The organism is Amycolatopsis roodepoortensis (genome assembly GCF_024628825.1).
In the GTDB taxonomy this organism is placed as follows: domain Bacteria; phylum Actinomycetota; class Actinomycetes; order Mycobacteriales; family Pseudonocardiaceae; genus Amycolatopsis; species Amycolatopsis roodepoortensis.
The window spans coordinates 7,447,657-7,462,000 of sequence record NZ_CP102415.1 but is presented as its reverse complement, the minus strand read 5'-3'; the positions used below and the strand labels follow the sequence as shown (position 1 = coordinate 7,462,000).

Annotated in this window: 11 protein-coding genes; 3 read left to right on the top strand and 8 right to left on the bottom strand. The window is 69.3% G+C overall.

From position 1 onward, the window contains the following. Positions 1-8: 8 nt before the first annotated feature. Positions 9-1,658 carry a right-handed parallel beta-helix repeat-containing protein gene (locus tag NQK81_RS35915; protein WP_257485034.1) on the bottom strand — a complete coding sequence of 550 codons (1,650 nt, stop codon included), beginning with the start codon at positions 1,656-1,658 and terminating at the stop codon, positions 9-11. After that, positions 1,658-2,311 (bottom strand): helix-turn-helix transcriptional regulator, encoded by a 654-nt coding sequence (locus tag NQK81_RS35910; RefSeq protein ID WP_257485033.1) that lies wholly within the window; start codon positions 2,309-2,311, stop codon positions 1,658-1,660. Before NQK81_RS35910 ends, NQK81_RS35915 begins: the two co-directional genes overlap by 1 nt. Before the next feature lie 159 nt (positions 2,312-2,470). Between NQK81_RS35910 and NQK81_RS35905 the strand changes: the two genes are divergently transcribed. Then, complete coding sequence (locus NQK81_RS35905) at positions 2,471-3,136, top strand: response regulator transcription factor (RefSeq protein ID WP_185927194.1); 666 nt, start codon at positions 2,471-2,473, stop codon at positions 3,134-3,136. Next, the gene (locus tag NQK81_RS35900; RefSeq protein ID WP_257485032.1) at positions 3,133-4,389 is read left to right on the top strand and encodes a sensor histidine kinase; all 1,257 of its coding nucleotides are present in this window, start codon (positions 3,133-3,135) and stop codon (positions 4,387-4,389) included. Before NQK81_RS35905 ends, NQK81_RS35900 begins: the two co-directional genes overlap by 4 nt. A 206-nt stretch (positions 4,390-4,595) precedes the next feature. Here NQK81_RS35900 and NQK81_RS35895 read toward each other — a convergent pair whose 3' ends face one another. From NQK81_RS35895 to NQK81_RS35880, 4 genes are read right to left on the bottom strand one after another with little or no spacing between them, the layout of a single operon-like run. Beyond that, positions 4,596-5,069 carry a hypothetical protein gene (locus NQK81_RS35895; RefSeq protein ID WP_257485031.1) on the bottom strand — a complete coding sequence of 158 codons (474 nt, stop codon included), beginning with the start codon at positions 5,067-5,069 and terminating at the stop codon, positions 4,596-4,598. Beyond that, positions 5,062-11,430: a WXG100-like domain-containing protein gene (locus NQK81_RS35890; protein ID WP_257485030.1), complete on the bottom strand. Its 6,369-nt coding sequence runs from the start codon at positions 11,428-11,430 to the stop codon at positions 5,062-5,064. The genes NQK81_RS35895 and NQK81_RS35890 overlap by 8 nt, the downstream gene beginning before the upstream one ends. Before the next feature lie 13 nt (positions 11,431-11,443). After that, positions 11,444-11,767 carry a hypothetical protein gene (locus tag NQK81_RS35885; protein WP_257485029.1) on the bottom strand — a complete coding sequence of 108 codons (324 nt, stop codon included), beginning with the start codon at positions 11,765-11,767 and terminating at the stop codon, positions 11,444-11,446. Between the two features lie 5 nt (positions 11,768-11,772). Beyond that, complete coding sequence (locus NQK81_RS35880) at positions 11,773-12,147, bottom strand: YbaB/EbfC family nucleoid-associated protein (RefSeq protein WP_306856006.1); 375 nt, start codon at positions 12,145-12,147, stop codon at positions 11,773-11,775. Positions 12,148-12,262: 115 nt separating this feature from the next. Here NQK81_RS35880 and mycP point away from each other — a divergent pair, with 115 nt between their 5' ends. Then, positions 12,263-13,549: a type VII secretion-associated serine protease mycosin gene (gene mycP, locus NQK81_RS35875; protein WP_257485028.1), complete on the top strand. Its 1,287-nt coding sequence runs from the start codon at positions 12,263-12,265 to the stop codon at positions 13,547-13,549. Positions 13,550-13,608: 59 nt separating this feature from the next. On the opposite strand, the gene NQK81_RS35870 is transcribed toward mycP, so the two are convergent. Continuing rightward, positions 13,609-13,911, bottom strand: coding sequence for a WXG100 family type VII secretion target (locus NQK81_RS35870; protein WP_257485027.1), 303 nt, complete (start codon positions 13,909-13,911; stop codon positions 13,609-13,611). Positions 13,912-13,929: 18 nt separating this feature from the next. Further along, on the bottom strand, positions 13,930-14,277 hold the full coding sequence (locus NQK81_RS35865) for a hypothetical protein (RefSeq protein WP_257485026.1): 348 nt from the start codon (positions 14,275-14,277) through the stop codon (positions 13,930-13,932). Positions 14,278-14,344: the final 67 nt, after the last annotated feature.

The following is a 14,344-nucleotide window of genomic DNA, read 5'->3' as shown; positions in this document are numbered from 1 at the left end:
TCACCACGTTATCGCGCGATGGCCGCCTCCACGTCCGCCACGTGCAACCCGCGCAGTTCTTCGATCGCGGGCATCCGGCCCAGCAGCCGCAAGCGTTGTGACTGAGCCGTGCGCGCCTTCTCGAACAGCAGGCGCGCGTCCCGCGCGTTGCCGAAGTTGACGTCGCCGGAAACACGCCGGAAGTGGCCGGTCAGCACCGGGCCGGCGGCGGGATCGAGTTCGTAGTCCCCGGCGGACGCCATCCGCCCGAAGATGGCGAGCAGTTCGTCCGGGCTGTAGTTCTCGAACTCGATCGTCTTGCCGAAGCGGGACGCGAGACCGGGGTTGGCGGCGAGGAAGTCGACCATCTCGCCGGTGTACCCCGCCACGATCACCGCCACCTCGTCGCGATGTTCCTCCATCAACGGCACCAGGGTGTCGATGGCCTCCTGGCCGAAATCGCCACCGGAGCCGGCGAGCCGCGTCAGCGTGTACGCCTCGTCGATGAACAGGACGCCGCCCTTGGCCTCCTCGAACACCGTCGCGGTCTTCTCCGCGGTGTGCCCGATGTACTGCCCGACGAGATCCCGGCGGGAGACCTCCCGGAACTGGCCGACCGGCAGGACTCCCAGCGCCTTCAGGAGTTTCCCGTAGATCCGCGCGACCGTCGTCTTCCCGGTGCCGGGCGCGCCGGCGAAGATCAGATGGTGCCCGGCGGCGCCGACCGGCAGCCCGGCCCGGCGGCGCCATTCGTTGACCTGCAACTCGTCGACCAGCGAACGGACCTCTTCCTTGACGCCGGGAAGGCCGATCATCCCGTCGAGTTCGGCGAGCATCTCGTCCAGCGCGTCGTCCCCCACGGCGCCGGGGTCCGCGGTGTCCCCGATCGTCGGCGTCGCCCCTTCGGCGATCGCGATACCGGGCTCCGCGGTGTTCGAGACCCGGCAACCGGAGATCTCGCCACCGCAACCGGACGCGAAGGCGATCCCCGGGCCCCGGGTGTCGGTGACCGTGCAGCGCTTGAGAACCGGCACACCGTGGTGCGCGACGGCGATGCCTTCGTGACCGGTGTGCGAGACGGTGCAGCCTTCGACGACCGGCCGGGCGTACTGGTAGACGTAGATCCCCCTCAGCCCGCAACCGGTGACCGTGCAGCGGAGCACGACCGGATCGGCGCCCTGCCCGAGGGTGATGCCGTCGCCCGTCACGTCTTCGACGGTGGTGTCCTCGATCCGCCCTGGCGAGCCGTCGACGAGGATCCCCTGCTCCGCACCCGAGATCACGCAACCGCTCACGGTGAACGCCGTCGTGCCGCGGATCGCGATCGCCGGGCCGCGTCCGCCGGAGACGGTGCAGTCCCGGACCGTGAGTTCCGTGTCGTCGGCCTGGATCGCGGACGCGTCGCCCGCCAGGACTTCGATCCCTTCGAGGACGAGCGCTCCGCCGGTGACGCGGAAAACGGGCCGTTCCGCGCCCCGGCCGTCGACGACGACGGTGGCGCCGTCCGCCGCGGCCAAGGTCACCCGGAGGCCGGAGAGCTCGACGGTTTCCGCGTATTCACCGCCCGCGATGGTGATGACGGCGCCGTCGGACGCCTCCGTCAAAGCGTCGCCGATGGTCGGGTACGCGCCCGGCCGCCGGGCCACCAGCAGGACACGGCCGGGAGTCGAGGTCGTCATCAGCCCACCTTCGCCATCAGCCAGCCGCGGTCGACGGCCTTGGCGCCGGCCTGGAACCGGCTGCGGGCGCCGAGCCGGTTCATGATGTCGGCGACCATCCGGCGCACCGTGCGCACCGAGACACCGAGGCGGGCGGCGGCGGATTCGTCGGTGGTGCCGGAGAAGAGCAGCGTCAGCAGCTCCTGCTCGCGGCAGGTCAGGATCGAGGCGTTCCCGTCGTCCGGGAGGTCCAGCGGGACTAGCGGGGCGGCGGCCTGCCAGATCCGCTCGAACAGCCCGACCGTAGCGGTGACCACGCCGGGCAGCCGGAACACCGCGGAACCGGCCTGCCTGCCCTCCGCCGGGAGCACGACCGAGGTCCGGTCGATCACCAGCGCGTCCATCGGGACCTCGGCGTCGGTCCGCACCTCGGCGCCGGCCCGCGACATGCGGTTGAGCGCGCCGGACATCCGCGCGGAATCGGGGAAGAGCACCTTGTGCCGCACGCCGGGCCGCACGCCTCCGAGCGCGATCCGCTGGAACGCGGTGTCCGTTCCCGTGCTCATGACGAGCACCTCGCCGGTCGCTTCCGCGAGCAGCTCGCCGAGCCCCGCCCGGTCGCTGCCCGGGCCCGTTCCCGTGACCAGGCTGAGCTGGCCGGTCTGCACGGTCATCGCAGGTACCTCCCTCTTCCCCCGGCGCGGTGCCGCCGACGACGTCCTGTTCATGCCAGTTCCCCGCCACCGGGGCGGCCGCGGGCACCCGACGCGTTAGCGTTCAGGGGCACCGGGAACTGCATGCGTCTACTTTCGCTGTCCGAACATGAGGTTTTGATGACACGGGTGATGGTCGTCGAAGACGACGAGAATCTGCGGCTCGCGCTGGTCACGCAGCTCCGCGCGGCCGGCTACGCCGTCGACGAGGCCGGTGACATCGCGACAGCGGACCGGCTGCTGCGCGGAACCCATCACGACTGCGTGGTGCTGGACCGGATGCTGCCCGACGGCGACGCCATCGAGTACGTCCACATGCGACGGCAGCTGGGCTGGCGCGCGCCGGTGCTGTTCCTCACCGCCCGCGACGCGCTCGCCGACCGCGTGGCCGGCTTCGAGCACGGCGGCGACGACTACCTCGTGAAGCCGTTCGTGATGGCCGAGCTGACGGAGCGGGTGGCCAACCTGTGCCACCGCTCGGCCTTCGACCGGCCCTCGGTGCTGCACCACGAAGACCTGGTGATGGACTGCGCGCGGCGCGAGGTGCGCCGGGCGGGCGTGCTGCTCACCTTGACCAACAAGGAGTACGCGGTGCTCGAATACCTGCTCACCAGGGCGGGCCTGCCGGTGCAGCGGGCCGACCTGATCGAGCACTGCTGGGACGCGCAGGCCGATCCGATGTCCAATGTGGTCGATGTGGTGGTGAAGCGGTTGCGCCGCAAGCTGAAGGAACCCGAACTGATCCACGCCGTCCGAGGCCTCGGCTACCGGCTGGGCTCGCGGTGAACACCCACTCCTCGGCCGATCGGCTGCGCAGGCTGCGCTGGACGCTGACCGCGTTATTCACCGTGATGAACACCCTCGGGCTGGTCGTCTTCGCTTGGCTGCTCATCGCCGAGGACGGTGACCAGGGCGAGGAGCGGATCGACGCCGCGCTGACCCAGGTCACCTCGTCGGTCAGCAGGCAGGTCGCCTACGACGACGGCACCGTCGGGTTCGGCCTGGTCAACACCGACGTGCTGAACGACCGCTGCCCCCAGTTCGCGATCCTGCCCGGCGGGGCGCCCGCGTTCCAGCCGCACTTTTCGCGGGCGAACTGCGTCCCGATGAGTGTGCAACTGCTGAACGGGCTCGCCACCGAGGCGGTGAAGACCGGCAAGCTGGTGCAGGGGCATCAAAAGGCGTCGAACGGCGACATGGTCAAGGTCCGCGCCGAACCGCTGCGCGACGGTGACGGCAAGACCTTCGCGGCCGTCGTCGCGGTGCAGTCCACCGAGGCCGAGGATTCCGCGCACACCACGTTCACGCTGCTGGTGATCGGCGGCACCGTGCTGCTGGTCGCGATCCTGGGCTTCGCGGGCCACCTGTTGTCCGGGCGCTCGATCCGCCCCGCGGCCGCGGCCTTGCAGCAGCAAGAGGTCCTGCTCGCCGAAACCGCGCACGACCTCCGCACCCCGGTCGCCGCCCTGCGCGCGCTCGCCGAAACCGCGATGGCCAACCCCGCGCAGTCGGCGGAACTCCTGCCGCGCACCGTCCGCCTCGCCGCGAGAATGGGCGGGATCATCGACGACCTCCTCGTCCGCGCCCGGCTGGCCGCCGGTGTGGAACAGCTGAGCATCCAGCCGATCTGGCTCGATCAGCTGGTGGTGGGCATCGTCGAGGACACCGCGACCGAAAACGCCGAAGTCACCGTCACCGCCGCGCCCACCAAGGTCAACGCCGATCCCGCGCTGCTGCAACGAGCGATCGGCAACCTTCTAGACAACGCCATGCGCTACGGCCGCCACCCGGGCTCGAAGGCGTTCGTGCACCTGACCGTCGCCGGCGGCACCGTGACCGTCGCGGACCACGGCCCCGGTATCGACACCGCGCTGGCGGGCGAGGCGTTCGACCGGTTCGCCAGCACCGGCGGGTCTTCCGGGCTCGGGCTGTCGATCGTGCGGTGGGTCGCGCAGGCACACGGCGGCACGCTCGCGGTGTACAACGCGGACGAGGGCGGCGCGATCTTCGAACTGCGGTTCCCGGTCAGCCCGAACTGACCGTTCTGCCGAGTGGCGAGGCAAACGTGTCCTGTCGGGTGTCAACGCCCTTCACTGCCCGGCGTTCGCCGCGATCGGTGGGTCATACGCTCCTCGTGGGCGGCGGAGGCTCGAAGGTGTCCTGAAAGCCACTTTCAGGACACCAGACGTCTCGAAAGTGGCTTTCGCGACACGGCCCTCGTGTCACGCCGCCGTTGCCTTGCCCCTCAACAACCCGGCTCGACGGCGGTACCCCCCAGCAGCGACCGGAACTCGAAGGAGGGCGGCTCTCCCGCGTCGCGACGCGCGAACTCCTGCGCCCAAAGGGCGAAGGTCCGCGTCCACATCGAGTGGAGGAGGGCGTGCTCCTCCGGTTCGAGGCGCCGCGACTCCTCCCTCGCCTTGTCGTAGACGGCCTGGATGGCATCGTAGATCGCGAAGATCGGCCCGTCACCGCGAAGTGCCCGTGAACGCTTGATCTCGGTGAGTTCGACGTAGCCGGCCTCGTCCAGCACCGTGACGTCCTCTCCCATGGCGAACAGCACCTCGTGGACGTGCGAGGCGTCCTCGTCGATCCGTCCGGTCCTCAGGTTGAGAAGATGACCGGTCAGGCCACCGTCCGGAGTTCCGTCGACCCGGTAGGTCAAGCCGTGGTAACGGAAGAACATCGGCAGTTCGTCCGCCAGCGGGTTCTCACTCACGGTCTTTCCCTTCGTAGTCTTCGCGGCCGTCTTCGTCGTCCGCGGTCATTCCCCGGTTCGTCGCCTCCTGGAACAGTTCCCGTTCACGCCTGAGTATCAGTGCTTCGATCGCCGTCTCCTCCGGAGTCACCGCGCGGTCCTGTTCCCTGCTCACGGCCGCGAAGTCCCGCCGCACCTCGTAGAGGCTGTGTTCGTAGCGTGCCACCTCGTCGATGGACTTCAGATGCAGCCTGAATTCGGCGATATGCCCGCTCGACAGGCGAACGGACATCTGGATGTCCCGATAGCCGCTCTTCTGTGGTCCGGCGAAGCGGTCTTCCAGGTAGACGATGCTGATCGGCGACCCCTCCGAGGCCAGCCGGGCATGCAGGACCGCCAGTGCCCGGTAGACGTCGGCGACGGTGTCGAACCGCACGAGGGCACCGACCACGTCGGTCAGCACGGAGCCCGTGCCGTCGTCCTTCGCCAGCTTGTCCAACGCGCGCACCCTGCTCTTGACCTTGTCCCGGTACTTGGCGACCCCGCCCGCCTCCGCCGCCAGCCAGTCCGCCAGTTCGTTCAGCTCGTCCTGGTTCGAGCGCCACGACTCCTCCAGCCCGGACAGGAACTCGTTCTGATAGGCCAGGAGCTGCTCCGGCGTCGAACCGGCGGGCGGGGCGTAGCCGGACTGGCCAGGCTGTACACGCCGGTCCTGCTCGGGAATCCCGGACACCGCGTCCTCTACCGCCTGACGCTGGAAATCGGTCAGTTCGATCGGACCGGGCCGCGGTGTCTCCCGGTGTTCGCGAAGAATGTCCTCCGCACCTCTGGCTTCCAGTTCGGCCAGCGATTCCAGGACGATCTCGACCGCCTCCGGATATTGGAGCACGTTTCCCAGCGTCTGCGGCCTGGCCAGCAGGGAGTTCAGCAGGAACGGTGTCCGGAGAAGCGTTTCCACGAACTCCGGATGCCGTTGCAGCAGCTTGGCGATCGCGTCGCCGATATCGAATGGGACACCGTCGACCTTGATCCGCGAGTCCGGGTCCCGACGGCTGATCTCGTTGCCCCGCTGCAGCGCGTCTTGGACGTCGGCGCGGCCGAGGAACTCCGCCGTTTCGTCCCGGCCGGGGTTGATCACCGCGTCCAGGGAACTGGGCGTACCCGGGCTCCCCGGCCCGGATTCCGCCGACGGCAGGTTGCCCGGCGCCGGAACCTCGACCGGTGCCGACGCACCGGGAGTGAACCTGGCCCACCCCTTGCCGCCGGGGAATCCCTGCACCCGCAGCGATCCGTCCGGCATCACGTCCAGCCTCGCCATCGGCGCGATCACTTCGGCACCCAGCGCGTCGGCGTACCGTTGCGCCCAACCGGACGATCCGGAATGGCAGGAGTTCAACTGGACCGGGCGCCCAGGTGTGTAGTACGGACTGGCCAGCGTCGCCTCGGCCACCTGCTCGGGGCTGAGCATGAAGATCTCTTCGATGTCCCGCATCTGCTCTTGGGTCAGGCGGCTGTCCACGGTCAGGCTGAGGCCGGGGATCGGGTGGCCGTTCCCGCTTCCGTGCAAAGTGACCACGTAGGCTCGCGCGCCGTCCGGGCGCTGGGCGATCATCACCCGCATATGCGCGTTACGGGTGGTCATGTCGTCACCGATCGACATCCCGCCAGGCGCATAGAGAACGCCCTCCCCGGTGACCACGGCTCCGTCCCATGGCCCAGGAGCGACCTTTCGCCGGGCTTCGATCCACCGTGAGCCGCCCACTTCGTCGTGCCGTGACGCGCCCATCGTCGCGGGGCCGGGTGACTCGCCGAAGGTGATCTCCCCGGTGTCCGGATCGATCCGTGCGGTCGTGTACCGGCCGTTCGGATCACGGGGTGGCAGGCCTTGCGGACGACGACGGCGAGGGCCCTGTTCGTCGGTGTTCCGCGGCCGGATGACGTCGGAGGGCCCGCTCTTGGGCGGTTTGAGCTCGAGGGCGCTGTCGATCGTGTTCGGGACTCCGAGGAGGCGCACGGCGAGAAGGATCCCCATGAGGATGCGGCGCCCGGAGGACAGCACAGGGGCGTTGGCCGCTTCCATCGCCCGTTCGATCGCGTCGGGTTCGTTCGGGCTCGCGGGAATCTCACCCGGAGGCCCCGGCAATGGGCTCGGGAGGGCACCCGGCGGCGCGGCCGGATCCCCCGGACGCAGGGTCTCCGTCTCGAAGAGACCGCGAGCGAAGGTGTTGCCGCGATGGACCCGGTCCCGGCCGGGTGTGCGGCTCCCGGTGTTGAGGTCGTAGGCGTGCACGACCACCGGCTGCCCGTCCACGACGAAATCGAGCGTGAGGTTGGGGACCACCCACCCGGAGTAATGCGACGGTCCGCCCGGCGCACGGCCCTGCCCGTCGAGGGAATACGACGGTGAGGTGCGCAGCCGGAACCGTCCGAAGTGGTCGCCGAGGATCTCCTGTTCCCTGGCGACGACCTCCTCTGCGAAGATCTGCTGGATGAAGATCCCCCTCAGCGCGGGGGTCATCGAGTCGTTCCTGACGTGTTCGGCGATCTTGCGGGCCCGCTCGGACTCGGCGGGAACGAGCCCTTCCGCGAGCTTCGCGAATTCGCGGGCGGCGTGGTCGGCGGTCTCCTGCAACGCGGACCGGATTCGCGAGCGAACCCAGTGGGCCTCCAGGATTCTGGCGACGTCGCGGACGCGGACCGGCCGCGAATCGGCGGGCAGCAAACCTTGTTCGAGCAGGATCAGGCGCAAGTCGTTCCACGCCAAGCCCGCCTCGGCCATCAGCGTGCGGAGCGCGGTCTCGCTGCGGAGACTGAGGAGCAACCGACTCCGCGTGAAGTCGTGCTGGGGCAACGGATGCTCTTGCCGGGCCGGATTGCCCGGGTGGTAGAACCGCTCCGCGTGCGAGGAGGGTTGCACCGGCGGCCCCGGCGGTGGTCCGGGAGGGTTGCTTGGCGGCCCCGCGGGTGGCGACATGTCGACGTCCACGTCGCCGGTGCCCAGGGTGAACCGAGCTCGGCCTCGCCATGGCGGGTTCTCGGGATCGTCCGGTGGAGGGCCCGGCTTACCGGACTGGTCCGGGTCCGCCTCTTCTTCATGACGTTTGCGGATCAGTTCCACCGGGCCGCTCTTGGGCGGTTTGGTCTCCATGGCGCTGTCGATCGTGTTGGGCAGGCCGAGGAGCCGGACGGCGATGAGCACTCCCATGAGGAACCGCCGCCGGAGCGAGATCGCGCCGGCGGTCTCCGCCTCCATCGCCCGGCGGATGGCCTCCGGATCCTCTTGCCCGGCACGGGTTTCGTCGGCCAGCGGATTCCCTGAAGCAGCGGGTGGCAACCCCTGGGGACCTGGCGGATTCGGGGAGGCGGCGGCGGACGGTCCGTCCGGATCCCGCCGGGCGACGACGGTGAACCGCAGGCCGTTCCACTGGAGGACGGCGTCGGCACCGGCGGCGATCGCGCCGTCGACCTCGCCGGTCAGTTCGTTGCTGAACACGGCGATGACCAGCGCATCGGGGCCCGCGTCGCGCCGGTGCTTTTCGATCTGCTTGACGATCGACGTTTCGCTGTTCGCACCGACGTTCTTGACCTCGAACCGGACCTCGACGGGGTTTCCCTCGTGTGCGCTGTCCTCGAGCACTCCGTGGACATCGATGTCGGTGTCACTGGTCTTGATGCCGAGCCCGGTGACCCGCAGGCCGGTCAAGCCCAACTCGGCGAGCTGGTCCGGGGTGAGCTCGGTGAGGGCGAGAGCCACCCGGAGCTCGCCTTCGAGGCCGGTGAGATTCGCTTGGTCACCGTTCAGCTGTTCCCGGGTCGCCGGGGCGCCCTCGGCCAGCAGCCCGAGGGCACGCTGCAGATGCTTGCGGACGCTTTCGCCGATCTTGTCGAGACCCGGCACCCCGTTGACGGCCAGATGGTCGAGGATCTTGCGGAGATGGGTTTCCAGCGTCAGCGGCAATTCGGCGTTCTTGCCCTCGGCTTCGGCGGTCTCCGTCAGCTCGGCGCTGAGCCCACCGAGCTTCCGCAACTCGGTTTCGGCCACCGCCCGGCCATACGGACGCGGCTTCTTCGCGGCCACTTCGCGGATCGCGGCGCCGGCCCTGGCGGTGAACACCTCCAGTGGTGTCACCCGCGACATCCCGGCCGCCCGGTTCGCCAGCATGGCCCGGATCTGTTCGGCGTACAGGGCCTTGAGCTGCTCTTCGAGCGGACGGGTGGTCCGGTCGCGAGGAATCAGTTGCGCGAGAACACTCTTGAGCAGGCCTTCCAGTTTCCTGCCCGCGACTGCCGGGCCGGCCTCGCGGACGGCTTCCTGGACGTCCGGCGGCAGACCGTCCCACGCCTCCTCCACCTCGGGCGACAGGTCATCGGGATTCTCCGGGGGTGTTTCCTCGTTTTCGTTCCGCAACGGGCCGTTCTTCCCGCCGGACGCCCGCGGGGACGACGCCGGGACGAAAACCGGTGCCGAGGGAAGGACAGGCTCTTCCCCCGGAGTCGCCGGTTCCGCCGGATCACCTTCGGCGGGACCGTCAGGGTCGTCCGGTGGCCCCTGCTCATCGGGAACCTCGGCGGGCAGTACGGGTACGTCGGGCGCGGGCTCGGACGGGACCTCCGACGGCGTGGTCTCCCCGTCCTGGCCGGGATCCGTCCCCGGCTCGGACCGGTTCGGTTCACCCTCCGTCGGTTTCGCGTGCGGAGTCCTTCCCGGAACGTTGGCAGGGCCCGGCTGCGCCGGGTTGACCGGTGCGGAAGTGCTCTGGCTCGATCCGCCCTGGGCCGGACCCGGTTGAGCGGTGGCGGTCGAAGCTTGGGCATGACCGGGTTGGGCCGTCGCCTGTGTGGAAGCCGCGGGCGTCGAGGCCCCGTGCCCGGACGAGGCTTGTCCAGCACCGGGCTGTGCCGAATCAGGCGTCGTGGACGACACCGATGTCTGCGCCGGCGTACTCGTACCGCTTCGGGACGTGTGCTCCACGGCTGAAGCCGAGGACGAGTGGCTCGACGCTGCCGTACTGGCGCTCCGATCGCTCGCTGAAGTGTCGGTGTTCGCCCGGCTTTCTCCGCCGCTGAAGGTATCGGCGCCCCGGCCGGGTCCCGTCGTCGCTCCGGCCGAATCGGAACCTGTCGACGAGGCTCCCGTCGAAGTCGAGGCACCCGCGTGAGCACCGGCCTCTTGGCCCGCGCCGGTCGCCTGCGATGCACCGGATTCCCCCGCGACCCCCGCGGAGGTGCCCTGTCCCGCACCGACCGTGGCGGTTTCCGGGGCCATCGCTGTGGGTGGAGTCGGACCACCGGGCGGGTTCCCGGACTTCGCCACTTCTCCCGGCCCGGTCGAAACGTCTTGGCCGAAGACGGCGTTGTGCGCCTGCACACCGGCGAGGTGAGCGTTCCCTCGAATGGGGCCGATCGCCCCCGAGGTGAGCCAGTTCTCCTTGATCGACTTCTGGTAACCGGACACGTCGTCCAGCGCGCCCCAGTTCCCGTTCACCATGTTCTCCGCCGCGTAGCTGGAGATCGGTGAGGAGATCGCGTTCGTGGTGAAGGAGCTCACGGCGGTCGAAACGTGCTTGCCGACCGGGTTGTCCAGCGCGTTCTTGCCGACGTCGGTCTTGCGGATCCCCTTGCCGAGCAACGCACCGGGCGTTCCGACCACTGCGCTCACCGGTGCGCCGACCGCTCCCGCGACGGCGTTGGTGAAGCTTTCCTTGACGTTGAAGCCGTCCTGATACCCCTGGGAGATGTTGAGGCCCTGCTCGATACCGTTCGTGAGGACCTCGTCTCCCGCCTCCTTGATCGGGATCATCACGACCTTCCCGGCCTTGGCCGCCCAGTTGCCGAGGCGGCCCCCCAGGCTCGCGATCTTGACCAGGCTCGCGAGCCTGAGCGCCATCCTGGACGCGAACAACCACGGGCCGCCGGGAATGGCGAACATCAGGGCGAAGTCCACCGCCGCGTGGATCAGCTCCGATCGGATCTGATTCCGTGCCCGCGCGACCTGCTCGCCGTACTGATGGCAGAACTCCCCGATCCGGCGCATGCTGGCGGCGAGGTCCTCGTAGCCTTCGCCGCCGCCTCCGTACTGGCCCTTGTTGACCTCACGGATGAGGGCGTACATGTCGTAGCCGTTGGCGTCCGGCCAGGTCTCCTTGATCCGCTCACCCGCGCGGGCGGCGGTCCCCACCGCCAAGTCGAGGGCGTCCGCCCCCGCGATCCAAGCGTCGCCCAGCGCTTTGGCCGTGTCCGGATCGTCGGGCGGCCAGATGTCGTCGATAACCCCGCCTGCCGCGTTCCACGCGCTGACGGTCCAATCCCACAGAGTGCCGCCGACACCGGCGGCCGCCTCGCCGACGCCCGAGAACGGGAGATTCACGGAGGGATAGGACATCGCCTTCGCCCGCTCAGGTTCCGAGGATCTGGGTCGCCTCGGTCTGACCGTCCTCGTAGACGTTCGCGCCGGTTCTTCCGTTGGTCGCCACGTTCCCGTAGTTCACGGACACGGAATCGGCGCTCTTGAGCAAGAGAGGGGTGTTGGTCTTGCAGTCCTGGAACATTTCCCCCATCTTCCCGCCGCCCAGTTGCTTCGTGAGCTCTTCGATCGTGCCGCGCAAAGGCGCCCACTTCGTCTGGAAGCCGGACCCCGCGGCACTCAGCGCGTCCAGTTCCCGCCTTGTCTCCTCGAGGTAGATGTCGATCCGGCCGTCACCGTTGCGGTCCGTCGCCACGCCGCTCACCGCCCGCCGGCGCGCTCGTCGAGCCGGTGCAGCAACGGCCCGAACCGCAGATCCGTTCCCTCCGGAGTCGCCCCCTCCGGCAGGAAGCTCGCGGCGATGGCCAGCCCCTTCTCCTGGGAATCGGCCGCCGCCCGGTGCATGGTCTCGGTGATGCTCTCCGCCAGCGCGGCCGAATCCAAGGTCCGGTAGACACGAGGGTCCAGCCACAGCTCGATCAGCTCACCCGCGCCGCCGACCGTCACACTGATCAACCCGTCGCCGGAATCCGCGGTGACGCGGATCCCGGCCATCCGTTCCTGCATAGTCCGGACGTCCTCGGCAAGCCGTTCGTAGTCGGCGTACATGTCCGCCCCCGGAAACAGCGCTTCCACGGCACCTCCTAGATCGCTTACGGCCAGTCTTGCCTCCGAACCGAGCGCGAACGACGCGGTGGCCGCTTGCGGCCACCGCGTCGTTCCGGCTCATGACCGGATCGACGATGGCGGAATGAGACGACTCCGGATGTCCGCCGTCGCCGCCGTGGTGGCCGCGACGGCCGTTCAGTCCTTCGCCGGTGCGGGGACGGCGCACGCGGCGCCGCCGCCCGGTGCCTGCCGGGACCCGGAACCCGCGCGAGCGGCGGTTCCCGTCCAGCCGTGGGCTCAGCAATCTCTTGCTCCCCAACGGGTTTGGCCGTACAACCGCGGCGCGGGAGTGCTGGTGGCGGTGGTCGACTCCGGGGTCGACGCCGACCACCCACAGTTGGCCAGGCCGGGCAAGGTGCGCGCGGGCCGGGATTTCTACCTCGCCGGTGCGCTGCCGGGAGCGTTCGACTGTGTGTCGCACGGCACCGGGGTCGCGGGGATCATCGCAGCCGATCCGGTAGCCGGTATCGGTTTCCACGGGATCGCACCGGACGCGGAGATCCTGCCGGTGCGGATCAGCGACCGTGACGTCGGCAGCCAGGGCGAGTCCCTGCGGATCGATCCCCAGGTGGTCGCCAACGGAATCCGCTACGCCGCCGACCAGGGCGCCAAGGTGATCAACCTGTCCCTCGCCGGGCACGAGGATTTCGCCGTCATCCGGGACGCGGTCGCGCACGCCGTGGCCAGGGATGCGCTCGTGGTCGCCGCCGCGGGCAACACGCAGCGCGACACGGCTTCCGAGATCCCCTCCTTTCCCGCCGCCTACGACGGGGTGCTCGGCGTCGGCGCCGTCGACATCGACGGGGCGAGGATGTCCGGCTCGCAGGTCGGCCGGTACGTGGACCTCGTCGCGCCGGGCGCCAAGGTGCTGGCGCCGACACGAGTGGGCGGGCACGCGTACGCCGACGGCACGAGCTATGCCGCGCCGTTCGTTTCCGGCACCGCCGCCCTGGTCAGATCGGCCTGGCCGCGGCTGTCCGCCCCGGAGGTGGCGCGCCGGCTGATGGCGACCGCGAACCCGGCGCGCGGCGGCCTCGGCAGCCCGGCGTTCGGCGCCGGCCTGGTCGATCCCTACCGGGCGGTCACCGATGGGCTGGACACGGCGAACCCGGCCGCTTTGCCCGCGTTCGTCCCCGCGCCACCGGACCAGGCACAGCTCGATCTGATCGCCGCGCGGGAAGAGACGGGCACCGTGGCGAAATGGCTCACCGCCGCGGTATGCGGCGCGATCGTGCTCGCCGCCCTCGTGGCACTGGTGCTTCCGCGCGGTCGCCGTCGTGGCTGGCGGCCCGGCCTCGCGGCCCCCGTCTCCGCCGAACCGAAGGTGGACGAACCGCCGGAACAGATCTTCCTGATCTCCGGGAGATGACCCAAAACCGAAGCCCCGGCGCGAGATTCGCGCCGGGGCTTCGGTATGACCGATCGTCGCTAGGAGTTGACGATGTTGCTGACCCGGGCTTCACAGCTCTGGCCGATGTGTGACACGTTGCCGTAGTCACAGCCGCTCTGGTTCATGCCGTCGACGTGGTAGCCGGTCCGCTTCTGCATCAGGGCGAACTGCTGGCCCATCTCCTCGGCGTTGTTCCCGCCCCAGCCCGCGCCGATGGTGTTGCGCATCCTGGCGACCTGGTCCTCGGCCGCCTGCCCGATCTGCGCCGCGGTGTTCTGGATGTCCCGGCCGGCCGTGTCCATGGCCTCGTAGACGATCTTGAAGTGATCTCCGCCGTTCATAAGCCCGTCCTTTCGGAGCTAGGGGTTGATACCGCTGTCGATGGCGCCGCCACCGGCGAAGTTCTGCTTGGCGAACGTCTGTGCCGCGTCGCCTTGGAAGCCACCGGTGACGTTCACCACCGAACTGCCCTTTTCGACCAGTGACTGCGCGAAGGCGTGCACCTGGTCGTAGATCTCGGAACGCCCTTGATTCTGAGACAAGGCCGCGTTCTGAACGATCCCCGCGAGGCCACCACTGATGTTGTCGTAGTCCCGCCCCTGGTGGGACCGGTGCGCGCTGAGCTGATCCTGCTGACTGCTGTCGGTGTTGTTGATCAGGTTCTGCACGATCCCGAAGTCGAAATCGACCAATCCGCCGTTGCCCATCACCCCTCCGTTTCTTCAGTCGCTTTCCTGACAGAGATCAGCTAACCCCCGGAGCGGGTGGATTCGA

Bases quoted from the DNA above. Each gene is read 5' to 3' on its own strand.
- NQK81_RS35905 (WP_185927194.1), top strand. From the start codon at position 2,471: ATGACACGGGTGATGGTCGTCGAAGACGACGAGAATCTGCGGCTCGCG.
- NQK81_RS35910 (WP_257485033.1), bottom strand. From the start codon at position 2,311: ATGACCGTGCAGACCGGCCAGCTCAGCCTGGTCACGGGAACGGGCCCG.
- NQK81_RS35890 (WP_257485030.1), bottom strand. From the start codon at position 11,430: ATGTCCTATCCCTCCGTGAATCTCCCGTTCTCGGGCGTCGGCGAGGCG.
- NQK81_RS35915 (WP_257485034.1), bottom strand. From the start codon at position 1,658: ATGACGACCTCGACTCCCGGCCGTGTCCTGCTGGTGGCCCGGCGGCCG.
- NQK81_RS35870 (WP_257485027.1), bottom strand. From the start codon at position 13,911: ATGAACGGCGGAGATCACTTCAAGATCGTCTACGAGGCCATGGACACG.
- NQK81_RS35865 (WP_257485026.1), bottom strand. From the start codon at position 14,277: ATGGGCAACGGCGGATTGGTCGATTTCGACTTCGGGATCGTGCAGAAC.
- mycP (WP_257485028.1), top strand. From the start codon at position 12,263: ATGAGACGACTCCGGATGTCCGCCGTCGCCGCCGTGGTGGCCGCGACG.